General features: G+C 69.5%; 19 protein-coding genes. 7 read left to right on the top strand and 12 right to left on the bottom strand.

The annotated features are described in order from the left end of the window. Window positions 1-23: 23 nt before the first annotated feature. The 3 genes from AW272_RS37570 to AW272_RS37560 all read right to left on the bottom strand — a co-directional run bounded on the left by AW272_RS37570 (window position 24) and on the right by AW272_RS37560 (window position 2,293). Window positions 24-884 carry a TIGR03619 family F420-dependent LLM class oxidoreductase gene (locus AW272_RS37570; protein ID WP_066375289.1) on the bottom strand — a complete coding sequence of 287 codons (861 nt, stop codon included), beginning with the start codon at window positions 882-884 and terminating at the stop codon, window positions 24-26. A 30-nt stretch (window positions 885-914) separates the two neighbouring features. Next, the gene (locus AW272_RS37565) at window positions 915-1,556 is read right to left on the bottom strand and encodes a hypothetical protein (RefSeq protein ID WP_066375286.1); all 642 of its coding nucleotides are present in this window, start codon (window positions 1,554-1,556) and stop codon (window positions 915-917) included. Window positions 1,557-1,636: 80 nt separating this feature from the next. Then, window positions 1,637-2,293, bottom strand: coding sequence for a helix-turn-helix domain-containing protein (locus AW272_RS37560; RefSeq protein WP_066375284.1), 657 nt, complete (start codon window positions 2,291-2,293; stop codon window positions 1,637-1,639). Window positions 2,294-2,382: 89 nt separating this feature from the next. Between AW272_RS37560 and AW272_RS37555 the strand changes: the two genes are divergently transcribed. Then, on the top strand, window positions 2,383-3,240 hold the full coding sequence (locus tag AW272_RS37555) for an oxidoreductase (RefSeq protein ID WP_066375282.1): 858 nt from the start codon (window positions 2,383-2,385) through the stop codon (window positions 3,238-3,240). Window positions 3,241-3,298: 58 nt separating this feature from the next. Here AW272_RS37555 and AW272_RS37550 read toward each other — a convergent pair whose 3' ends face one another. Together AW272_RS37550 and AW272_RS41470 are read right to left on the bottom strand one after the other, a co-directional pair. After that, window positions 3,299-3,640 carry a hypothetical protein gene (locus AW272_RS37550; RefSeq protein ID WP_157519227.1) on the bottom strand — a complete coding sequence of 114 codons (342 nt, stop codon included), beginning with the start codon at window positions 3,638-3,640 and terminating at the stop codon, window positions 3,299-3,301. Between the two features lie 215 nt (window positions 3,641-3,855). Next, window positions 3,856-4,191, bottom strand: coding sequence for a hypothetical protein (locus tag AW272_RS41470; protein WP_245657920.1), 336 nt, complete (start codon window positions 4,189-4,191; stop codon window positions 3,856-3,858). 43 nt (window positions 4,192-4,234) lie between these two features. Here AW272_RS41470 and AW272_RS37540 point away from each other — a divergent pair, with 43 nt between their 5' ends. Next, window positions 4,235-5,488, top strand: a complete 1,254-nt coding sequence (locus tag AW272_RS37540; protein WP_066375278.1) for an SGNH/GDSL hydrolase family protein — start codon at window positions 4,235-4,237, stop codon at window positions 5,486-5,488. Here the strand turns inward: AW272_RS37540 and AW272_RS37535 are convergent. Continuing rightward, on the bottom strand, window positions 5,421-6,104 hold the full coding sequence (locus tag AW272_RS37535; protein ID WP_066375276.1) for a phosphatase PAP2 family protein: 684 nt from the start codon (window positions 6,102-6,104) through the stop codon (window positions 5,421-5,423). The two genes, AW272_RS37540 and AW272_RS37535, sit on opposite strands and share 68 nt — an antisense overlap. Window positions 6,105-6,126: 22 nt before the next feature. Further along, complete coding sequence (locus tag AW272_RS44615) at window positions 6,127-6,927, bottom strand: CPCC family cysteine-rich protein (protein WP_218011201.1); 801 nt, start codon at window positions 6,925-6,927, stop codon at window positions 6,127-6,129. Here AW272_RS44615 and AW272_RS37525 point away from each other — a divergent pair. Further along, window positions 6,926-7,786 carry a DUF3626 domain-containing protein gene (locus tag AW272_RS37525; protein ID WP_066375274.1) on the top strand — a complete coding sequence of 287 codons (861 nt, stop codon included), beginning with the start codon at window positions 6,926-6,928 and terminating at the stop codon, window positions 7,784-7,786. The genes AW272_RS44615 and AW272_RS37525 overlap by 2 nt on opposite strands. Here AW272_RS37525 and AW272_RS37520 read toward each other — a convergent pair. Then, window positions 7,701-8,579, bottom strand: coding sequence for an aminoglycoside phosphotransferase family protein (locus AW272_RS37520; RefSeq protein WP_218011200.1), 879 nt, complete (start codon window positions 8,577-8,579; stop codon window positions 7,701-7,703). The two genes, AW272_RS37525 and AW272_RS37520, sit on opposite strands and share 86 nt — an antisense overlap. A 122-nt stretch (window positions 8,580-8,701) precedes the next feature. On the opposite strand from AW272_RS37520, the gene AW272_RS37515 reads away from it, so the two are divergent. Next, entirely contained in the window at window positions 8,702-9,358 is a 657-nt protein-coding gene (locus AW272_RS37515; RefSeq protein WP_218011199.1) for a hypothetical protein, read from the top strand. 285 nt (window positions 9,359-9,643) lie between these two features. On the opposite strand, the gene AW272_RS37510 is transcribed toward AW272_RS37515, so the two are convergent. Both AW272_RS37510 and AW272_RS37505 read right to left on the bottom strand, forming a co-directional pair. Then, window positions 9,644-10,471, bottom strand: coding sequence for an isocitrate lyase/PEP mutase family protein (locus tag AW272_RS37510; protein WP_066375265.1), 828 nt, complete (start codon window positions 10,469-10,471; stop codon window positions 9,644-9,646). An 11-nt stretch (window positions 10,472-10,482) separates the two neighbouring features. After that, entirely contained in the window at window positions 10,483-10,974 is a 492-nt protein-coding gene (locus tag AW272_RS37505; protein ID WP_066375263.1) for a cysteine hydrolase family protein, read from the bottom strand. A gap of 84 nt (window positions 10,975-11,058) precedes the next feature. Here AW272_RS37505 and AW272_RS37500 point away from each other — a divergent pair, with 84 nt between their 5' ends. Both AW272_RS37500 and AW272_RS37495 read left to right on the top strand, forming a co-directional pair. Further along, the gene (locus tag AW272_RS37500) at window positions 11,059-11,613 is read left to right on the top strand and encodes a TetR/AcrR family transcriptional regulator (RefSeq protein WP_066375261.1); all 555 of its coding nucleotides are present in this window, start codon (window positions 11,059-11,061) and stop codon (window positions 11,611-11,613) included. Further along, window positions 11,610-12,431, top strand: coding sequence for a sugar nucleotide-binding protein (locus tag AW272_RS37495; protein WP_066375260.1), 822 nt, complete (start codon window positions 11,610-11,612; stop codon window positions 12,429-12,431). The genes AW272_RS37500 and AW272_RS37495 overlap by 4 nt, the downstream gene beginning before the upstream one ends. On the opposite strand, the gene AW272_RS37490 is transcribed toward AW272_RS37495, so the two are convergent. Next, entirely contained in the window at window positions 12,428-13,186 is a 759-nt protein-coding gene (locus AW272_RS37490) for an alpha/beta hydrolase (RefSeq protein ID WP_066375258.1), read from the bottom strand. The two genes, AW272_RS37495 and AW272_RS37490, sit on opposite strands and share 4 nt — an antisense overlap. 62 nt (window positions 13,187-13,248) lie before the next feature. On the opposite strand from AW272_RS37490, the gene AW272_RS37485 reads away from it, so the two are divergent. After that, on the top strand, window positions 13,249-13,839 hold the full coding sequence (locus tag AW272_RS37485) for a DUF6891 domain-containing protein (protein WP_218011198.1): 591 nt from the start codon (window positions 13,249-13,251) through the stop codon (window positions 13,837-13,839). A 43-nt stretch (window positions 13,840-13,882) separates the two neighbouring features. Here AW272_RS37485 and AW272_RS37480 read toward each other — a convergent pair whose 3' ends face one another. Continuing rightward, window positions 13,883-14,563 carry an NADPH-dependent F420 reductase gene (locus AW272_RS37480; RefSeq protein ID WP_066375257.1) on the bottom strand — a complete coding sequence of 227 codons (681 nt, stop codon included), beginning with the start codon at window positions 14,561-14,563 and terminating at the stop codon, window positions 13,883-13,885. Between the last annotated feature and the right edge of the window lie 7 nt (window positions 14,564-14,570).

Raw genomic sequence — 14,570 nt, 5'->3', positions numbered from 1 at the left:
CCAGCGGCGGGGATGTCCTTTTGTCAGTGAGACCGGCGTAGACCGAAGCGTTCGGCGAAGGCGGTGAGCTCGTCGAGCCGCCCGGCCGGATCGGCGTCGGCCGCGCCGACGACGACGCGGGTGACGCCCTGCGCGGCCCACTCCTCGACCTGGTCGACGGTCATGTCGATCGAGCCCGACCGGGTGTGCTCCAGCGCCTCCGGGTCACGCCCGGCCTCGGCGGCGGACGTCCGGGCGAGTTCCCACTGCGCGGCGCGCTCGGCGGCGTCGAGCGCGCCTCCGGGGAAGTAGCCGTCGCCGCGCAGTCCCGCGCGACGCGCGGCGGCCCTGCTCGACCCGCCGACGTGGATCGGCAGGGAGCCGCCGTGGGGCTTGGGGAACTGGACCAGCCCGTCGAAGGCGAAGAACTCACCCGCGAAGCCGACCCCGTCGTCGCTCCCGCCCCAGAGCAGCCGCATGACGTCGATCGCCTCGTCCGCGCGCCGCCCCCGGCTGGGGAAGTCGACCCCCACGGCCGCCGCCTCACCAGGCAGCGCGCCGAGCCCCACGGTGAGCAGCCGCATCCTCCCCTTGGAGAGCACGTCGACGGTCGCCAGCCGCTTGGCCAGCACGACCGGATGGTGGTAGGGGAGGAGCAGCACGCCCGTACCGAGCAGGATGCGGTGAGTGGACGCGGCGACGAAACTCAGGCAGTCGACCGGGTCGAGGTAGGGCAGCGTCGGCGGGATCTCCCAGCGTCCGAGCGTGGCACCGGGATAGAGCGCGATGTGCTCCGGCACGTAGAACGACTCGAAGCCGCAGTCCTCGGCATGACGGGCGTGAGCGGCGAGGTCGTCGGGGTCGATACCGTAGTAGGGCGTGCTGTAGCTGATACCGAACTTCACCCGCAGCAGCGTAGAACCCTGCCACCTGCGTCAGGGCAAGGGCAGATGATCGACGTGGAGTTCCGCCGATGGATTCCGGCGGTCGGTCCAGGTCCGTCCCATCCCGATTTCGGTGCAGTAGTGGATGCCGGGGTACTTGGCGAGGTGGGCGGGGCCGTCTTCGGCCAAGGCGCGAACCCGGTGGACCTCCAGCTCGAACGCCGTGCGGCTGCCGATGAGGAGGAGGGTGTCCGCGGCGACGCTCCACCGCAGGTGATCGCGGAATTCGCGATGCCGCTGCGGGTGGTGAGAAGCCCGGCGGAATGCTCGCGGCGGCAGCGTCACGCGGTGCGGGGCTCCGCGACCCAGCCGGGCGCGGACCTCCTTCCAGCGGGAGACCGGGAACGCCAGACGGTGGTGCAACAGGACCAGATCCAGCGGCCGCACATCATCGGCCGACGTGGGGCCGCGCAGGGGGAGATGGATCAGGCTGTGCGGGGAGCGGGCGGCCAGCCCCCAGGCCATCGCGAGCACCACGGCGGCCCGTTTGCCGATCTCGAAGTGCGCGCCGTACCGGCCTTCGTAGAGCAGCGCGTTCTCGACGGCGCGGGCAGGCCGGACGACTCGGTATTCATCGCTGCCGAGGCGAACCTTGCTCACCAGCACCGGCCATGTCTGTTCGGAAAGCCGCACCCTGCCCCCTTTCGTCTCCTGGGGGCAGGTTAGAAGGTGAGACTCCAGCCTGACGAACGGTTTTGCCTGGGAGTCTTTGATCAGCTGTTGAGCCGGAGTTCGCCCACCCGCAGCCCGGCCTGGAAACGGGACGCCGCCTCCAGCTTCGTCATCAGCTCCGCGACCCGTCTCCGGTAGGTGCGCAGGGAGAGGCCGAGCTGCCGGGCGGCGGTCTCGTCGGTGTGTCCCGCGCCGAGCGCGCGCAGGACGGCCAGGCTGTCGGCGTCGAGGTGGGGCGCGTCGCCGTGGAGGAAGTCGGCCAGGTCGGTGGCGGTTTCCCAGGCGGCTTGGAAGAGGGCGTACACGCCGCCCACCAGGGTCGGCGAGGTGGTGACCGTGTATTCACGGGGACCGGGCCGGTCACGACCGGCGAGGATCATCACCCGGCGGTCGATGATGATCGTCTCGTGGGGAAGAGGGGTCGAGCTGATCCGGACGTGGACGCCCTTCGAGGCGACCTCGTGGAGGTGCAGTCTGGCGGCCTCGTCGGCCAGGGCGGCCGGGCTGAGGAGCTTGCTCACGTCGAGGCCGGTCGCTTGCATGTTGTTGTTGATCACTTGTCGCGCGGCGGGCAGGGACCACGTGTCGGGGTCACGCGCCGCGCAGACGAACTCCTGCCGGACACTCGTGAACAGATGACCGGCCCGGGTGACGAGTTCCGCGTCACCTCGGACGGTGAAGACCTGGTCGGCGGCCATGTGTCGATCATCCCCGTCAAGGTGCGGGTGATGGCAGTTTGCTGCCATCGCATTGGGCCACTGTACAAACCCGGGAGAGGCTGGCCGACATGGACCACGGACAGTTTCTCCTCGGCGGCACACTACCCGTCAACCGGCTCGGCTTCGGCGCCATGCGGCTTCCGACCGGCAGTTTCCAAGGGCCCGCGCGCGACCCGAAGACCGGCATCGCGGTGCTCCGGCGTGCGGTCGAACTGGGGGTCGACCACATCGACACGGCCTGGTTCTACCGAAGGGACGGGGTGGCGGCCAACGAGCTCATCAGGGAGGCGCTGGCTCCGTACGGAACCGACCTGGTGATCGCGACGAAGGTCGGGCCGCTGCTCGGCCCGGACGGATTCCCCCGCGAGGAGGCCGGGCCTGACCGGCTCCGCGGCCTGGTGGAGGACAACCTGCGCAGCCTCGGCGTGGACCGGCTCGACCTGGTCTACCTGCGGGTGGGCGCCGCCCTGACCGTCCCCACCGGAGAGTCGCTCGCCGCCCGGTTCGAGGTTCTCGCCGCGCTGCGCGAGGAAGGGCTGATCCGTCATCTGGGCATCAGCAACGTCGACGCCGCCCATCTGGCCGAGGCGCGGGCGATCGCGCCGGTGGCGGCCGTACAGAACAGTTTTCACGTGCAGGACCAAGGGGACCTCGACCTGCTGACCGAGTGCGAGGAGGCCGGCATCGCCTTCGTGCCCTACTTCCCGCTCGGCGGTGGCCATCGCCCGATCGACGCGACCCTGATGGCGGAGGTGACGTCCCGCCACGGGGCGACCGCCGCCCAGGTGGCACTCGCCTGGCTGCTGGCACGATCACCCTCCGTGCTCGCCATCCCCGGCACCGGTTCCCTCGACCACCTGGAGGAGAACATGGCGTCCGGCCGCATCGACCTGACCCCGCAGGACCTGATCACGCTCGGGGGCTGACCGACCAGCGGCCCTTCGCCGCGCCCGCGATGGTCAGACGTTCTCCGAGGCTCCGCCCTCAGAGGGTGTGCTGCGCCCAGAAGTACAGGAAGGCGAGCCAGCAGAGCTGTGTGGGTCCCCAGCCTCCGATCACCGCGGACGCCCATCCCGGGTCGAGAGCCCGCAGGACGCCACAGCCGTCTGGGGACATGTGCAAGTGGGTGGCCGGTTCGACCACGGCCATCAGAGTGAGGGCGCCGGCCACGCGTCGGGCGACTCGGGGGGTGTGGAGCCTCGGGATGGCGTACAGAAGAATCAGCAGCGGGGGAACGGCCCACAGCGTGGCGTTCTCCAGGATCGTGGCGAGATCGCCGAGCAAGGGATCGATCGGCGAGGGCCCGCCGTAGTCGAATGGCCCCAAGCAGGAGAATGCCCCCCACTCGCCGGGCGACCAGGAGAACCGCAGGGCGTCCCAGGTGGGGATAAGCCGCGACCAGCGCCGCGACGACCGTGACGGGTCGGGTGATCAAGGCTCGATTCCCGACCATCGGGGTCACGGAGACATCCGGCATCAGAGACGACCTTGGCGCTGGATGGTCTGTGCGGCCAGGTCACGTAAGCCCAGGAGCATGAGGGTCAATATGCCAGCGAATCGGACGGCGTGATCCCATGGTCCGCGAGCGCCCTGAGTGCCTTGTCCAGACATTCCTCCGACGAGATCGCGTCCACCCGCACGAACCACTGGTCAGGTGCCGCGCCGCCGCTCGCGTGGAAGGTCCACGGACGCACTCCGCCCCGCCCCGCGTCCACCCGGAGAAGCGCCTTGACGTCACACTCCAGCAGCCAGTCGAGCAGGGTGATCGCATCCATCCCGGCACGGTACATCAACGCTTGACGATCCGCCGGATACGCGGTCTTGTAGGTGAAGCGGTCTAACAGGATCTTGACTCGGTCGGTGAGTCGTGTTGTCATCGGGATACCCTCCATTACCGCCCAGTTTGATAGGAAATCCCGCATGCGTACACTCCGCCGGGCAGCAATCACGACCGCACTTCTCTTAGTCGCGGCAGGAATCCAACTCGTCCAGGGCGGAGCCGCACAAGCGGCGCTGCCGACGGCAGCCGTCGCGCTCGGCGACAGCTTCATCAGCGGTGAAGGCGCCGGCGACTACCAGTCCGTCGTCGACGCCAACGGCACCGCGCAGGGCTTCCCCGGCTGGTCGGCGCCCAACAACAACGCCTACTTCTGCCACCGCTCGGCCAACGCCTCGCTGTTCAAGGCGACGCTCCCCGGCATCCAGGACCGCTTCAACCTGGCCTGTTCCGGCGGCCAGCCCACCGACGTCGCCAACGCCGGCAGCGCCCGCCCCAACGGCCGCACCGTCAAATCCCAGCTCGACCAGCTCCGCACCGTCGCGCAGACCCACGACGTCGACGTCGTGCTCATCGGGCTGGGCTCCAACAACAGCCAGTTCACCTTCGGCGACGTCGCCACCCTGTGCGCGAACCGCTTCATCGCCGACGCCTGGACCGGCTGGTGGGAGTTCTGGGCCTACCTCGGCGGAGACGTCCCGCAGGAGCCGTGCACGGTCTCCGACCTGGCCTCCGACGCCGAAGTGGCCACCGGCACGGCCGAGACGGTCGCCGCCGTCCGCCAGATCCTCGACACCCTCGCCCAGGTGGACGCCGACGGGCAGCACCAGGTCGTGCTCCAGACGTACACGAACCCCCTTCCCCTGGACGTGGCCACGCAGTACCGCGACGAGGACAACCGCACCGACACCCGCGACAAGTTCCGTGAACTGGGCGCCGAGCGCTACGCGGCCGGCTGCCCGATCCACCGCGCCAGCCTCGCCCCCGGCCACGTGTTCTCCGCGAACCTGGGGAACCTGGTGAAGAACGCGTACACCACCCTGGCCGCCGAGCGTCCCACCGCCGACCTGCGCGTCCTCGACGTGCAGAAGGCGTTCGACGGCGCCCGCCTGTGCGAGAACCCCGGCAGCCCGACGGGCGCGCTCGCCACTCCTGTACGAGTTCAGGACGGCCCCTCGGGCAATCCCATCACGTCGCTGTCGGGCCGCGACAAGATCGCCATCCAGCGCTTCGCGAACACCTGCGTGACCTACTTCCAGACCTGCCAGGAGTCGTGGCACCCGAACGCGGCCGGCCACACGGTCCTCGGCCAGTGCCTGTCCAGCGCGCTCACCGCCGCCACCCGGACGGTGGTGACCTGCGCCCGGAACTCCAACGGGAGCCTGACCATCTCGTAACCGCGAGCAGCACGGCACTCCCGACCAGGTCCAGCACATAGTGGTTGCCGGTGACGATCACCACGACCGCCATCCCCGCAGGGAACGCCCACGCCAGGGACGCCAGGCGTGGGCGTGCGGACCAGACGGCGTACGCGGCCCACAGCGACCAGCCGAAGTGAAGACTGGGGAAGGCCGAATAGAGGTTCGCGCCCCGCGACCCGACGATGTCGACGACGCCGGGAAGGGCGAATCGCGGCGGCGACATCGGGATGAACCAGAAGACGACCAGGGCGAGAGCGGCCATCAGCAGCAGGGTGCGGCGGGCTTTGGCGTATTCGTCGGGATGGCGGAGGAACAGCCAGATCAGGACACCGGCGAGGACGGCGTAGTAGCCCCGGTAGTAGTAGAGCGCGGGCTGGATCAGCGCCGGGTGTCCGGTGAGCCACTGGTTGGCGGCGAGTTCGACGTCCAGGTGCAGGCTGCGCTCCCACGACTGGAGGGTGAGCGCGTTGGCGGTGGCAGCGGAGACGACGCCCTCACCGACGACGGCGTGCAGCCGAGAGAAGAGCAGGAACGCGACCGCCAGCACGACGAGTTCTCTGACCAGGTGTGACGGGCGGGGATGTCCGCTCATGCAGCGACCCTAAGTGCCTGAGCTAGGGATATTCGTGAGGGCGCGGATTGCGTACCTTCGGCAGATCGAGTTCGCGGTTCGCGCCGAAGTCGGCGAAGTTCGAGCGGGCCTGGGTGAGGCTGAGGGCGCCATTGGGGCCATGACGGATGACATCGGCGTCGTGGTCGTCCTGCCCGTCGTCCTCCCAGAAGCAGACGGAGCAGATCTCGTACATCGCCCGTTGGCCGAGCGTCAGATAGCCGCAGCAGGGGCACGCGTGCGGTCCTTCGCCGGCGGGGCGGTCGACTGATCGAAGGCCGGTGTACCAGTGGAACCAGCCGAGTCCCGCTTCCGTCTTCATGTCGCACCCGTCGTCGGCGGCGTGAAGACGGAGAAGTTCCCGAAGAGCGTTGACCGGGAAAGGATGCCTGATCCATTTCGCCAGGTAACCCTCATCGTCGTTCTCCGCGAGGAGCCCCTGCGCAGCCGTGACCGCCGCGTGCGCCAATCGGGCCCGCGACCGCACCGATCTCCAGACGAGGTCACCGGCGGAGTCGGGGAGATCGAGACTGACCGCCACATCCCCGAATCGATAGACCGAGATCTCGATGAGCTCGCCGTCGCGGCGGGTGACCCAGCGGATCTCGGCGGGCTCGGCATCGAAGAAGAAACGGTTCGTCGTGAGTGGCCCGTACAGTGCCGTCATCCCGTGGAGGAAGTCGGCCAACGCGTCGGTCTGGTTCCCGAACGTCTCCGACAGAGAGGTCGTGCCGTCTCCGATCAGGATTTGCGCGACTCCCGTGCCGATGAGCCGCCATTCGAGTTCAAGGGTGTCGGAGGCCATGACGATATTCTCCAAGATCTTCGGGTCGCCACAAGAACAGGCTCTGAGCCATGTGACATCCCTGTCGGCGGGCGGCCCCATCGACCCGCGAACACGAGTGACGCTGAACTTCCATCCGAGCCTGCCGGTGCTGCGCAAGCTCGTAGAAGACGGCTGTTTCCACTCGCAGTTCGTCACCGGTACGAGCAACGGCGGCCTGACCGCCCATCCCGGCGGCGATCGGTGGCGGTGGGAGAGCCGTATCTTCGGCGGGGCCTACGATCACGCACCCGCTGACGAACGCCCCGTCTACGGCGCGCTGAACTTCCGCCGGAAATCCGTCGGCGCGGCGCCACGTTTCGGCTCCGCCCATTTCCGGCTGACTGAGGACGTCCTCGCACGCACCACGTTCTGCTATCCCGACAGTCACTTCGAACCGTCGGCCTTCGGCGTCGCCTCCCGTATGGCGCTCATCGCCATGGCCGAGGCCGACGATCGGGACGCCCTCGACGACTACATCGAGGCCCAGGTCCACGGCCCGGTCAGGCTTGACCGCGACGTGGCGGCGCTGGTCCTGGACCCGAGCCACCGGGGAACAGTCGTGGAGGCCGAAGCGCACCGGCTCCCGTGCCCGATCGAATGGCACGCCGGTTTCCGGCTGACCATTGATCGCCTGCGGCGATATCCCGATTACCGTGGCCGGGAATACGTCGACCTGGCCGCCGAGATCGCCGTCGACGGACGACTGGATCCGCGAATCCTCGGAATGGCGGACGGTCACGACCCGCAGGCGCTCAAAAAGGTCTGGCACTACCTGGCGCGGTTCGGCTCGCCGCGGGAAGAATCCGTTCCAGGCAGCGCCGGCCCATGTTGCTCATGACCGGATTGGTGTCGACGTAATACCAGACGCACCCCATCGCCTGCACGAAAGCCCACGCCTTCCCGCGCTCCCATTCGAGGTCGTCCGGCCCGAGCAGCGAACGGAACACCTCGCGCGGCCCGGCTTCGAGAAGATTCCAGGCGCTCAGCAGATCCAGCGCGGGATCGGCCGCCCCGAACCCGCCCACATCGAGAATCCCGGTCAGCCGCCCGCCGGACACGAGCACGTTCCCGGCGAGCAGGTCGCCGTGGGTCATCACGTCGGCCGAGGTGCGCGGCAAGGCCCGGAATTCCGCCCACAGTTTGCGCAGCCTCGGCACGTCCAGCAGCGTTTCGCTCTGCCGGAGGCAGATTTCGACCCACTCGTCGTGGACGTGAATGTCCCCGCCTCGCCCGCTTCCGGAAAACGTCCGGCCACGCGTGTCGATCGCGCGCAGATCGGTGACGAGATCGGCCAGGTCATGCGCGAACGCGACCGACTCACCGGGATGCTCGTCGGTGGCCACGACACCAGGTAGCCACGTCTGCACCGACCACGGAACGGGATATCCCGCCCCGGGTTCTCCGATCGCGACCGGCTCAGGCGAGGGGAACCGTGTCAGCCCGTTCAGCTCCCGCGCCGCCTCCGCCTCGGCTTCGAGCCAGCGCCGTGTGGCATCCAGGCCCTCAGGTGGCTGCAGGGGAAACCGCGCGGTGAAGCGGTCGCCGATCCGGTAGATGGCGTTGACCGTCCCGTGCGAGACGACGCTCGTGATGGTCAGGTCTCGCCATTCGGGAAACTGCTCGTCGACCAACGCGCGTACCGTCTCGGGCGACACCGTCAGCTTGTTGGCATGCATCTCCCCGAGCCTTCTCCGCCTCAGCGTCGTCGTGCAACGTGTTTTCCACGTCAGGACATGTCGGGCATGGTGGGCCTGTGCAAGATGTACCCCGCCCGTTCGACATGTGCTGGTGCCACTGGATGGCCGTCCCGACAGGTGATCAGGCGGGCGTCATGGAGGTGCTGGGCCTGTTGCCGTCGAGGCCGATGACGTTCGCCGAGGCGGCGGAGATGGCCGACGACGACGTGCACGGCCTGGACAATCCCCACCGCCTGTCGCGGGTCTTCGTCACCCCCGAAGTCGATGGCTGGACGCTGGTCATCGGGGCCTGGTGCGATCCTTCCGATTCCGGGCGCCGCGACGACGTGCTCGGGCTGTGCACCACGCTCAGCGTTCGCTACGGATCTGCCCAGGCCTACTACTTCGGTGGCCACGTGGACGGTTCGGCCTGGCTGATCGCCGAGAACGGGACCGTCGTCCGGCGGTATGCCGCGACCGGAGAGCCCGATGACGCGTTGCTCACCTTGGGCCGTCCACTGCCGTTGGAGCAGGAGGTGCGTGCAGCGGCTGGCCTGCCGGACGGAGACCCTCAGACGCTGAGCGAAGATCAGCGGGACGAGCTGGAATCAGTCACCTTCGACCTGGCTCCCGAGATCGCCGCCGCCTACGGCGTCACCCCGCTGACGCTGTCGCCCGGGATGAAGGTGAGGGGAACCGGCCTGCTCGCCCTGACACCGCATCCGTTCGGCTAGGAGCCGATCACATGGGTGGCTGGACCGCCGTACCGGACAGAAATCGAGCGGAGAGCGCGGCCCAGTCGCTGGCGGCGTTCCCCTTACGGGCTGGACGACGTCCCCTGAGCAGACCTCAGGCAGCCACGCCGAGGACATCGCCGGCAGGTGTGCCCGCCATGCCGTGGGCACCGGCTGGACGTGCCCGGCACGCCGGGTCGGTCAGCACCTCTTCATCGACGACGCGCTCGCCGCGACGAACAACTCCATCTCCGGGTCGTGGCCGAATGGCCGGGCGACTGGTCATCACGCCCCTTCCTGCAGGTCGTTGGCCTCGGCGTAGCTGATCGAACCTCGCAGTGCGCCGAACGTCCCCTCGCCCGCGATCTCCCGGGCGGCCGTCAGCGTGGCCGTCAGCGCCGCCCGCGACAGGGCCGACCCCAGGCTCACCCGCCGCGCCCCCAGTTCCCCGAGCTCGGCCACCGACAACCCGAGAACCGGCCCGGCGGCCAGCACGTTGACCGGTCTGGACACGGCCGCGCACACTTCCCGGACCGCCTCGGCATCAGGCAGACCGGGCGCGTAGAGGACGTCGGCCCCGGCCTCTTCGAAGGCGCGCAGGCGGCGGATCGTGTCGTCGAGGTCTGGCCGTCCGTACAGGAAGTTCTCGGCGCGGGCCGTGAACGTGAACGGAACCGGCAGCGCCCGTGCCGCCTGCGCGGCGGCGGCCACCCGTTCCACCGCCGCGTCGAAGTCGTAGACGGGCCGGTCGGGGTGGCCGGTGGCGTCTTCGATCGACCCGCCGACCGCGCCGGCCTCGGCGGCGAGGCGGATCGTCCGGGCCACGTCGCCTGGGGTGTCGCCGAAGCCGTTCTCCAGGTCGGCCGAGACCGGCAGGTCGGTAGCGGTGGCGATGGCGGCGATGTTGCGGAGGGTCTCGTCGCGGTGCACCAGGCCGGCGCCGTCGCGGCGGCCGAGGGTGAAGGCGAGGCCGCCGCTGGTCGTGCCCAGGGCGGCGAAGCCGAGGCCGGCGAGCAGGCGGGCGGTGCCGGCGTCCCAGGGGTTCGGCAGGACGAATGTGCCCGCCTCGTGCAGTTTCGCGAACGCCAGGCCCTTGTCGTGCTGGTCGATCATGCCGGCCCCTCTCAGATCAGTGTCTCCCCTGATCGGACCATACGGGCGAGCCGCCAGAGGCCGATCCAGCTCTCCGGGAAGACCGACGTGTCGACGAGCGCGGCGTGCGCCCCCGCGTCGGGGTCGGCACACGCGTCGACGCAGACGGCGACCTCGTAGCCGATGTCGCGGGCCCATCGCGTGGTCGACAGCACGGTCCCCGAGGTCGCGACACCGGCGATGACGATGCGGCCGATCCCGGCCTCCTGCAGCCGTTCGTGCAGGTCGGTGGTGGCGAACGCCGACATCGAGGTCTTCCCCAGGACTACCTCGCCGTCGCGTGGCGCCAGGGCCGGATGGATCTGCTCCCGCATGGGCTCGGGCACCACGTGGAACACGGGCAGCCCGGCTGTCCTGGCCGATTCGAGCGCGGCGGACGCATGCTGTACGACAGCGGGATCATGACTGAAGTTCTCGACGATGTAGGTGACGAAGTCCAGCGCGAGAAAAGCGGTCCGGGTCATCTCAGCTCCTTCTCCGGGGGTGCCCGACAAAAATGAGGCTATCGTAAGCGGAGACACCGCCCCGCTTTCGAGGAGCTGATCCCCATGCGGTCCGACGCCCGCCGTAACCGGGACCGGATCCTGCAGGTCGCGAGAGAGGCCTTCGCCACCGACGGTCTGTCGATCCCCCTCGACGAGATCGCCCGCCGTGCCCACCTCGGCCCCGGCACCCTCTACCGGCATTTCCCCACCAAGGAGTCGCTGTACGAGGCGATCATCCTCGATCACCTCCACGACCTGGTGGACAGGACCCGTGAGGCCCTGACCGCCCCCGACCCGGCCGACGCGCTGTTCACCGCACTCGGGCTGGTCGTCGCCGACGCGGAGGCCAAAGGGGAGATCATCGATGCGCTGACGGGCGCGAATGTCGACGTACAGAGCAAAGTGGCCGCGCGGAGCGCGGACCTCCGCGACGGGATCGCCCTGCTGCTCACCCGGGCCCAGGAACAGGGCGGCATCCGCCGCGACGTGGGCGTCGGCGAGGTGATGGCCCTGCTGGGCGGCGTGATCCTCGCCATCCGCAGCCGAACGGGCGACCCGCAGCGCGCCCTGACGATCCTGCGCGACGGACTGAGAGATCCATTACGGTCGCAGCCATGAGAATCCTGGTCGTCGGCGGCAGCGGCTTCCTCGGCGGCGAACTCGTGCGGCAGGCCGCGGCCGGGGGGCATGTCGTGGCCGCGACGTACCTGAGCAATCCGGGCCCGGCGGCCCTGGCCGAGTGGCGACCGCTCGACCTCCGCGACCGCACGGCCGTGTCCGACCTGATCGGCGACGTGGGCCCTGACGTGGTCGTCAACGCGGCCTACCGGCAATCCGACTGGCAGACGACGGCCACGGGCGCCGCCCACGTGGCGGCCGCGTCGACGGGCAGACGGCTGGTGCACGTGTCCAGCGACGCGATCTTCTCCGGCGCGGCGGTCACCTACGCGGAAGACCAGGTCCCCGATCCCGTCTACGCCTACGGCGCGGCGAAGGCGGCGGCGGAGACGGCCGTGCAGGCCATCGACCCCGGCGCGGTGATCGCCCGGACCTCCCTGATCATCGGCGACGGCGGCTCACCGCACGAACGCCTGGTCCACTCCCTGGCCGGGGGAGCGCCCGGCATCCTGTTCACCGATGCCGTGCGCTGTGTTGTCTCTGTACGCGACCTCGCGGCCGCCCTGCTGGAACTCGCCGACTCCGATCGGGCGGGCATCCATCATGTGGCCGGGGCGGATGCGGTCAGCCGACATGAGCTGGGATGTCTCATCGCCCAGCGAGACGGCCTCGATCCGGCCCGGCTGACGCCGGGCCTGTGCGCCGACGTCGGCTTCACCGGGCCACGCGACGTGCGGCTGGACTGCACGCTGACTCAGCGGCACCTCAAGACCAGGTTGCGCGGCGCCCGGGAGTTCGTCGCGGCGGACGCCGGCTAGACCTTGGCCAGGAAGGCGTCGAGCTTGGCCAGCAACTCGTCGGCGTAACGGTCGTCGATGAACATCCCGCCTGCGTGCTGGGCTCCCGGGTAGACGAGCAGTTCGCTGTCTTCCGTGGCTTTGTGGAGTTCCTTGGCGAGGGCCGGCGCGCCTCCGCTCGTGTCCTCTTCCGCCACGGCGTAGATCGCCGGGATCGTGAGGGTCTTGACCGTCTCCGCCTGTCCGTCCAGTCCGCCGGACAGGGAGACGACGCCGGCCGCCTCCGCCTCGGGCTTGGCGGCCGTGGCGAGGGCGACCGATCCGCCGAGCGACCCTCCGGCGTAAACGATCTTCTGGGCGCCCTGTTTCCTGAGCTCCGCGGCGACGGCCATCATCTCCTCCGGCCCTCGGTCGAGCATGGCCGAGATGCCCGCCATCCGGGGCGGGAACCCGTATTCGAACACGGCCACCCGGACCCCGCTCTTGATCAGATGGTCCGCCCACACCAGCCAGTCGCAGTGGTAGCCGTCCAGCGTGTTGGCGATGACGACGCCCACCGGCCCGTCTCCCGCGATGCCGACGGCCAGGTGCTGCACCTGCACCGGCGTGAACGCCACCGATGGCCCGATCTTGCAGCCGACCAGTTTCGGCGGGGGCGACGCCTCCGGCGCAGCCGACGACACGACAGGGGCCGGCTCCTGCGCGGCAGGCGTCGCCTCCTGCCCGCATGCGGACACGGCGAGTAACAGCACCAGAATCAGGCCCCAAGCGCGCATGCGGTCAATATCCGCTGCATCTCCCCGACCGTCAAACGAAGCTGTGTGGCACTGTGCTCTCCATGGATGTGATCTCCGTGATCCCCCCGCTCGACCTCGGCGACGAGGATCGCGACCTGCTCGAAGCGCGCGTCCGCAAGTCCCTGATCGGCGGCTACGTCACGCGGCGGGAACTGGCGGAGATCGCGGAGGACTACCTCGTCTCCGGTGACCACCGGCCGGTCTCACCTGCACAGGCCCGGCGACTGGCCGATCAGATGTGGACGGAACGGGCAGCGGAACAGGCCGCTTGGAGCGGCGAAACGGACCCGGACCGGCTCACCCGCGCCTTCCAGGCACTGGAAGCGGCCGGCATCACGGCCCAGGAGAACTTCACCTGCTGCCGTTCATGCGGCCAGGCGGAAATCGGCGCGGCAGGCTCCCCGGACGCCCGCGGCTTCGTCTACTTCCACTCCCAGTGCACCGACGCGGCCGCCGACGGGCACGGCCTGACCCTCCTGTACGGCGGCTTCGACGGTTCGCCGACGGCGTCCATCGGCCGGGAGGTCGTGGCGGCGCTCGCGGAGGCGGGCCTGCCGGCGGCCTGGAACGGTGACCCCGGCCAGGCCATCACGATCACCCCGCTGGACTGGCGCAGACGACTCGTCGGCTGACACCAAGGCCCAAGCCGGTGACCCGGGCCTTGATGCCGGGCGTTCAACGCTGGGCGGCGTCCAGCTTCGCCTGGAGCGCTGAGGCGCCGACGGGCACGCCCGGCGACTCCCAGAAGTTCTCGTTCTCCCCGGCGTAGAGACCGCCGTACGCGGGAGTCCCCGGCTGGAAGCGCCACCCGTCCGCGAGCGTGCCCGCGTCGAGGGCGTCGTAGCCGATCCGCTCGAGGAACGCGGCCGCCTCTCCCTTCGCGCCGGCGTCATCGCCCGAGATCGCCAGAACGCTGCGGTCGGCCGCCCCGGCGGGCCGGGCCAGCGCCTGGAGATGGACGAAGTAGATGTTGTTGAAGGCCTTGACGACCTTGGACGTCGGCAGGTGCCGCTGCAGCAGCTCGCTGGACGTGGTCGAGTCGGCGTCGAGCTCGGGGATGGCCCCGTCGCGCTGCGTGTAGTAGTTGTTGGTGTCCAGGACGGTCTTACCGGCGAGGGGCTCCACCGGAACGTCGCGGTAGACCCCGAGCGGAACGCTGACGATCACCAGGTCACCGGCTGCGGCGGCTTCGGCGGAGGTCCCCGCGCTCGCCTTCGGCCCGAGCTCGTCGACCAGTTCCTTCAGCGTCTCCGGGCCGCGCGAGTTGCTCAGCACCACGTCGTAACCGGCCGCGACGGCGAGCCGGGCGACGGTGCCGCCGATGTGCCCGCTTCCGATGAATCCAACAGTTGTCATGTCAACG

It is taken from the genome of Herbidospora mongoliensis, from assembly GCF_001570545.1.
Lineage (GTDB): Bacteria > Actinomycetota > Actinomycetes > Streptosporangiales > Streptosporangiaceae > Herbidospora > Herbidospora mongoliensis.
This window is presented reverse-complemented; position numbering and strand designations above follow the sequence as displayed.

What these genes read in the sequence shown, in the direction of transcription:
- AW272_RS37540 (WP_066375278.1), top strand. Translation starts at nt 4,235, where the DNA reads ATGCGTACACTCCGCCGGGCAGCAATCACGACCGCACTTCTCTTAGTC.
- AW272_RS37495 (WP_066375260.1), top strand. Translation starts at nt 11,610, where the DNA reads ATGAGAATCCTGGTCGTCGGCGGCAGCGGCTTCCTCGGCGGCGAACTC.
- AW272_RS37555 (WP_066375282.1), top strand. Translation starts at nt 2,383, where the DNA reads ATGGACCACGGACAGTTTCTCCTCGGCGGCACACTACCCGTCAACCGG.
- AW272_RS37525 (WP_066375274.1), top strand. Translation starts at nt 6,926, where the DNA reads ATGACGATATTCTCCAAGATCTTCGGGTCGCCACAAGAACAGGCTCTG.
- AW272_RS37500 (WP_066375261.1), top strand. Translation starts at nt 11,059, where the DNA reads ATGCGGTCCGACGCCCGCCGTAACCGGGACCGGATCCTGCAGGTCGCG.
- AW272_RS41470 (WP_245657920.1), bottom strand. Translation starts at nt 4,191, where the DNA reads ATGACAACACGACTCACCGACCGAGTCAAGATCCTGTTAGACCGCTTC.
- AW272_RS37505 (WP_066375263.1), bottom strand. Translation starts at nt 10,974, where the DNA reads ATGACCCGGACCGCTTTTCTCGCGCTGGACTTCGTCACCTACATCGTC.
- AW272_RS37560 (WP_066375284.1), bottom strand. Translation starts at nt 2,293, where the DNA reads ATGGCCGCCGACCAGGTCTTCACCGTCCGAGGTGACGCGGAACTCGTC.
- AW272_RS37510 (WP_066375265.1), bottom strand. Translation starts at nt 10,471, where the DNA reads ATGATCGACCAGCACGACAAGGGCCTGGCGTTCGCGAAACTGCACGAG.
- AW272_RS44615 (WP_218011201.1), bottom strand. Translation starts at nt 6,927, where the DNA reads ATGGCCTCCGACACCCTTGAACTCGAATGGCGGCTCATCGGCACGGGA.
- AW272_RS37490 (WP_066375258.1), bottom strand. Translation starts at nt 13,186, where the DNA reads ATGCGCGCTTGGGGCCTGATTCTGGTGCTGTTACTCGCCGTGTCCGCA.
- AW272_RS37485 (WP_218011198.1), top strand. Translation starts at nt 13,249, where the DNA reads ATGGATGTGATCTCCGTGATCCCCCCGCTCGACCTCGGCGACGAGGAT.
- AW272_RS37535 (WP_066375276.1), bottom strand. Translation starts at nt 6,104, where the DNA reads ATGAGCGGACATCCCCGCCCGTCACACCTGGTCAGAGAACTCGTCGTG.
- AW272_RS37480 (WP_066375257.1), bottom strand. Translation starts at nt 14,563, where the DNA reads ATGACAACTGTTGGATTCATCGGAAGCGGGCACATCGGCGGCACCGTC.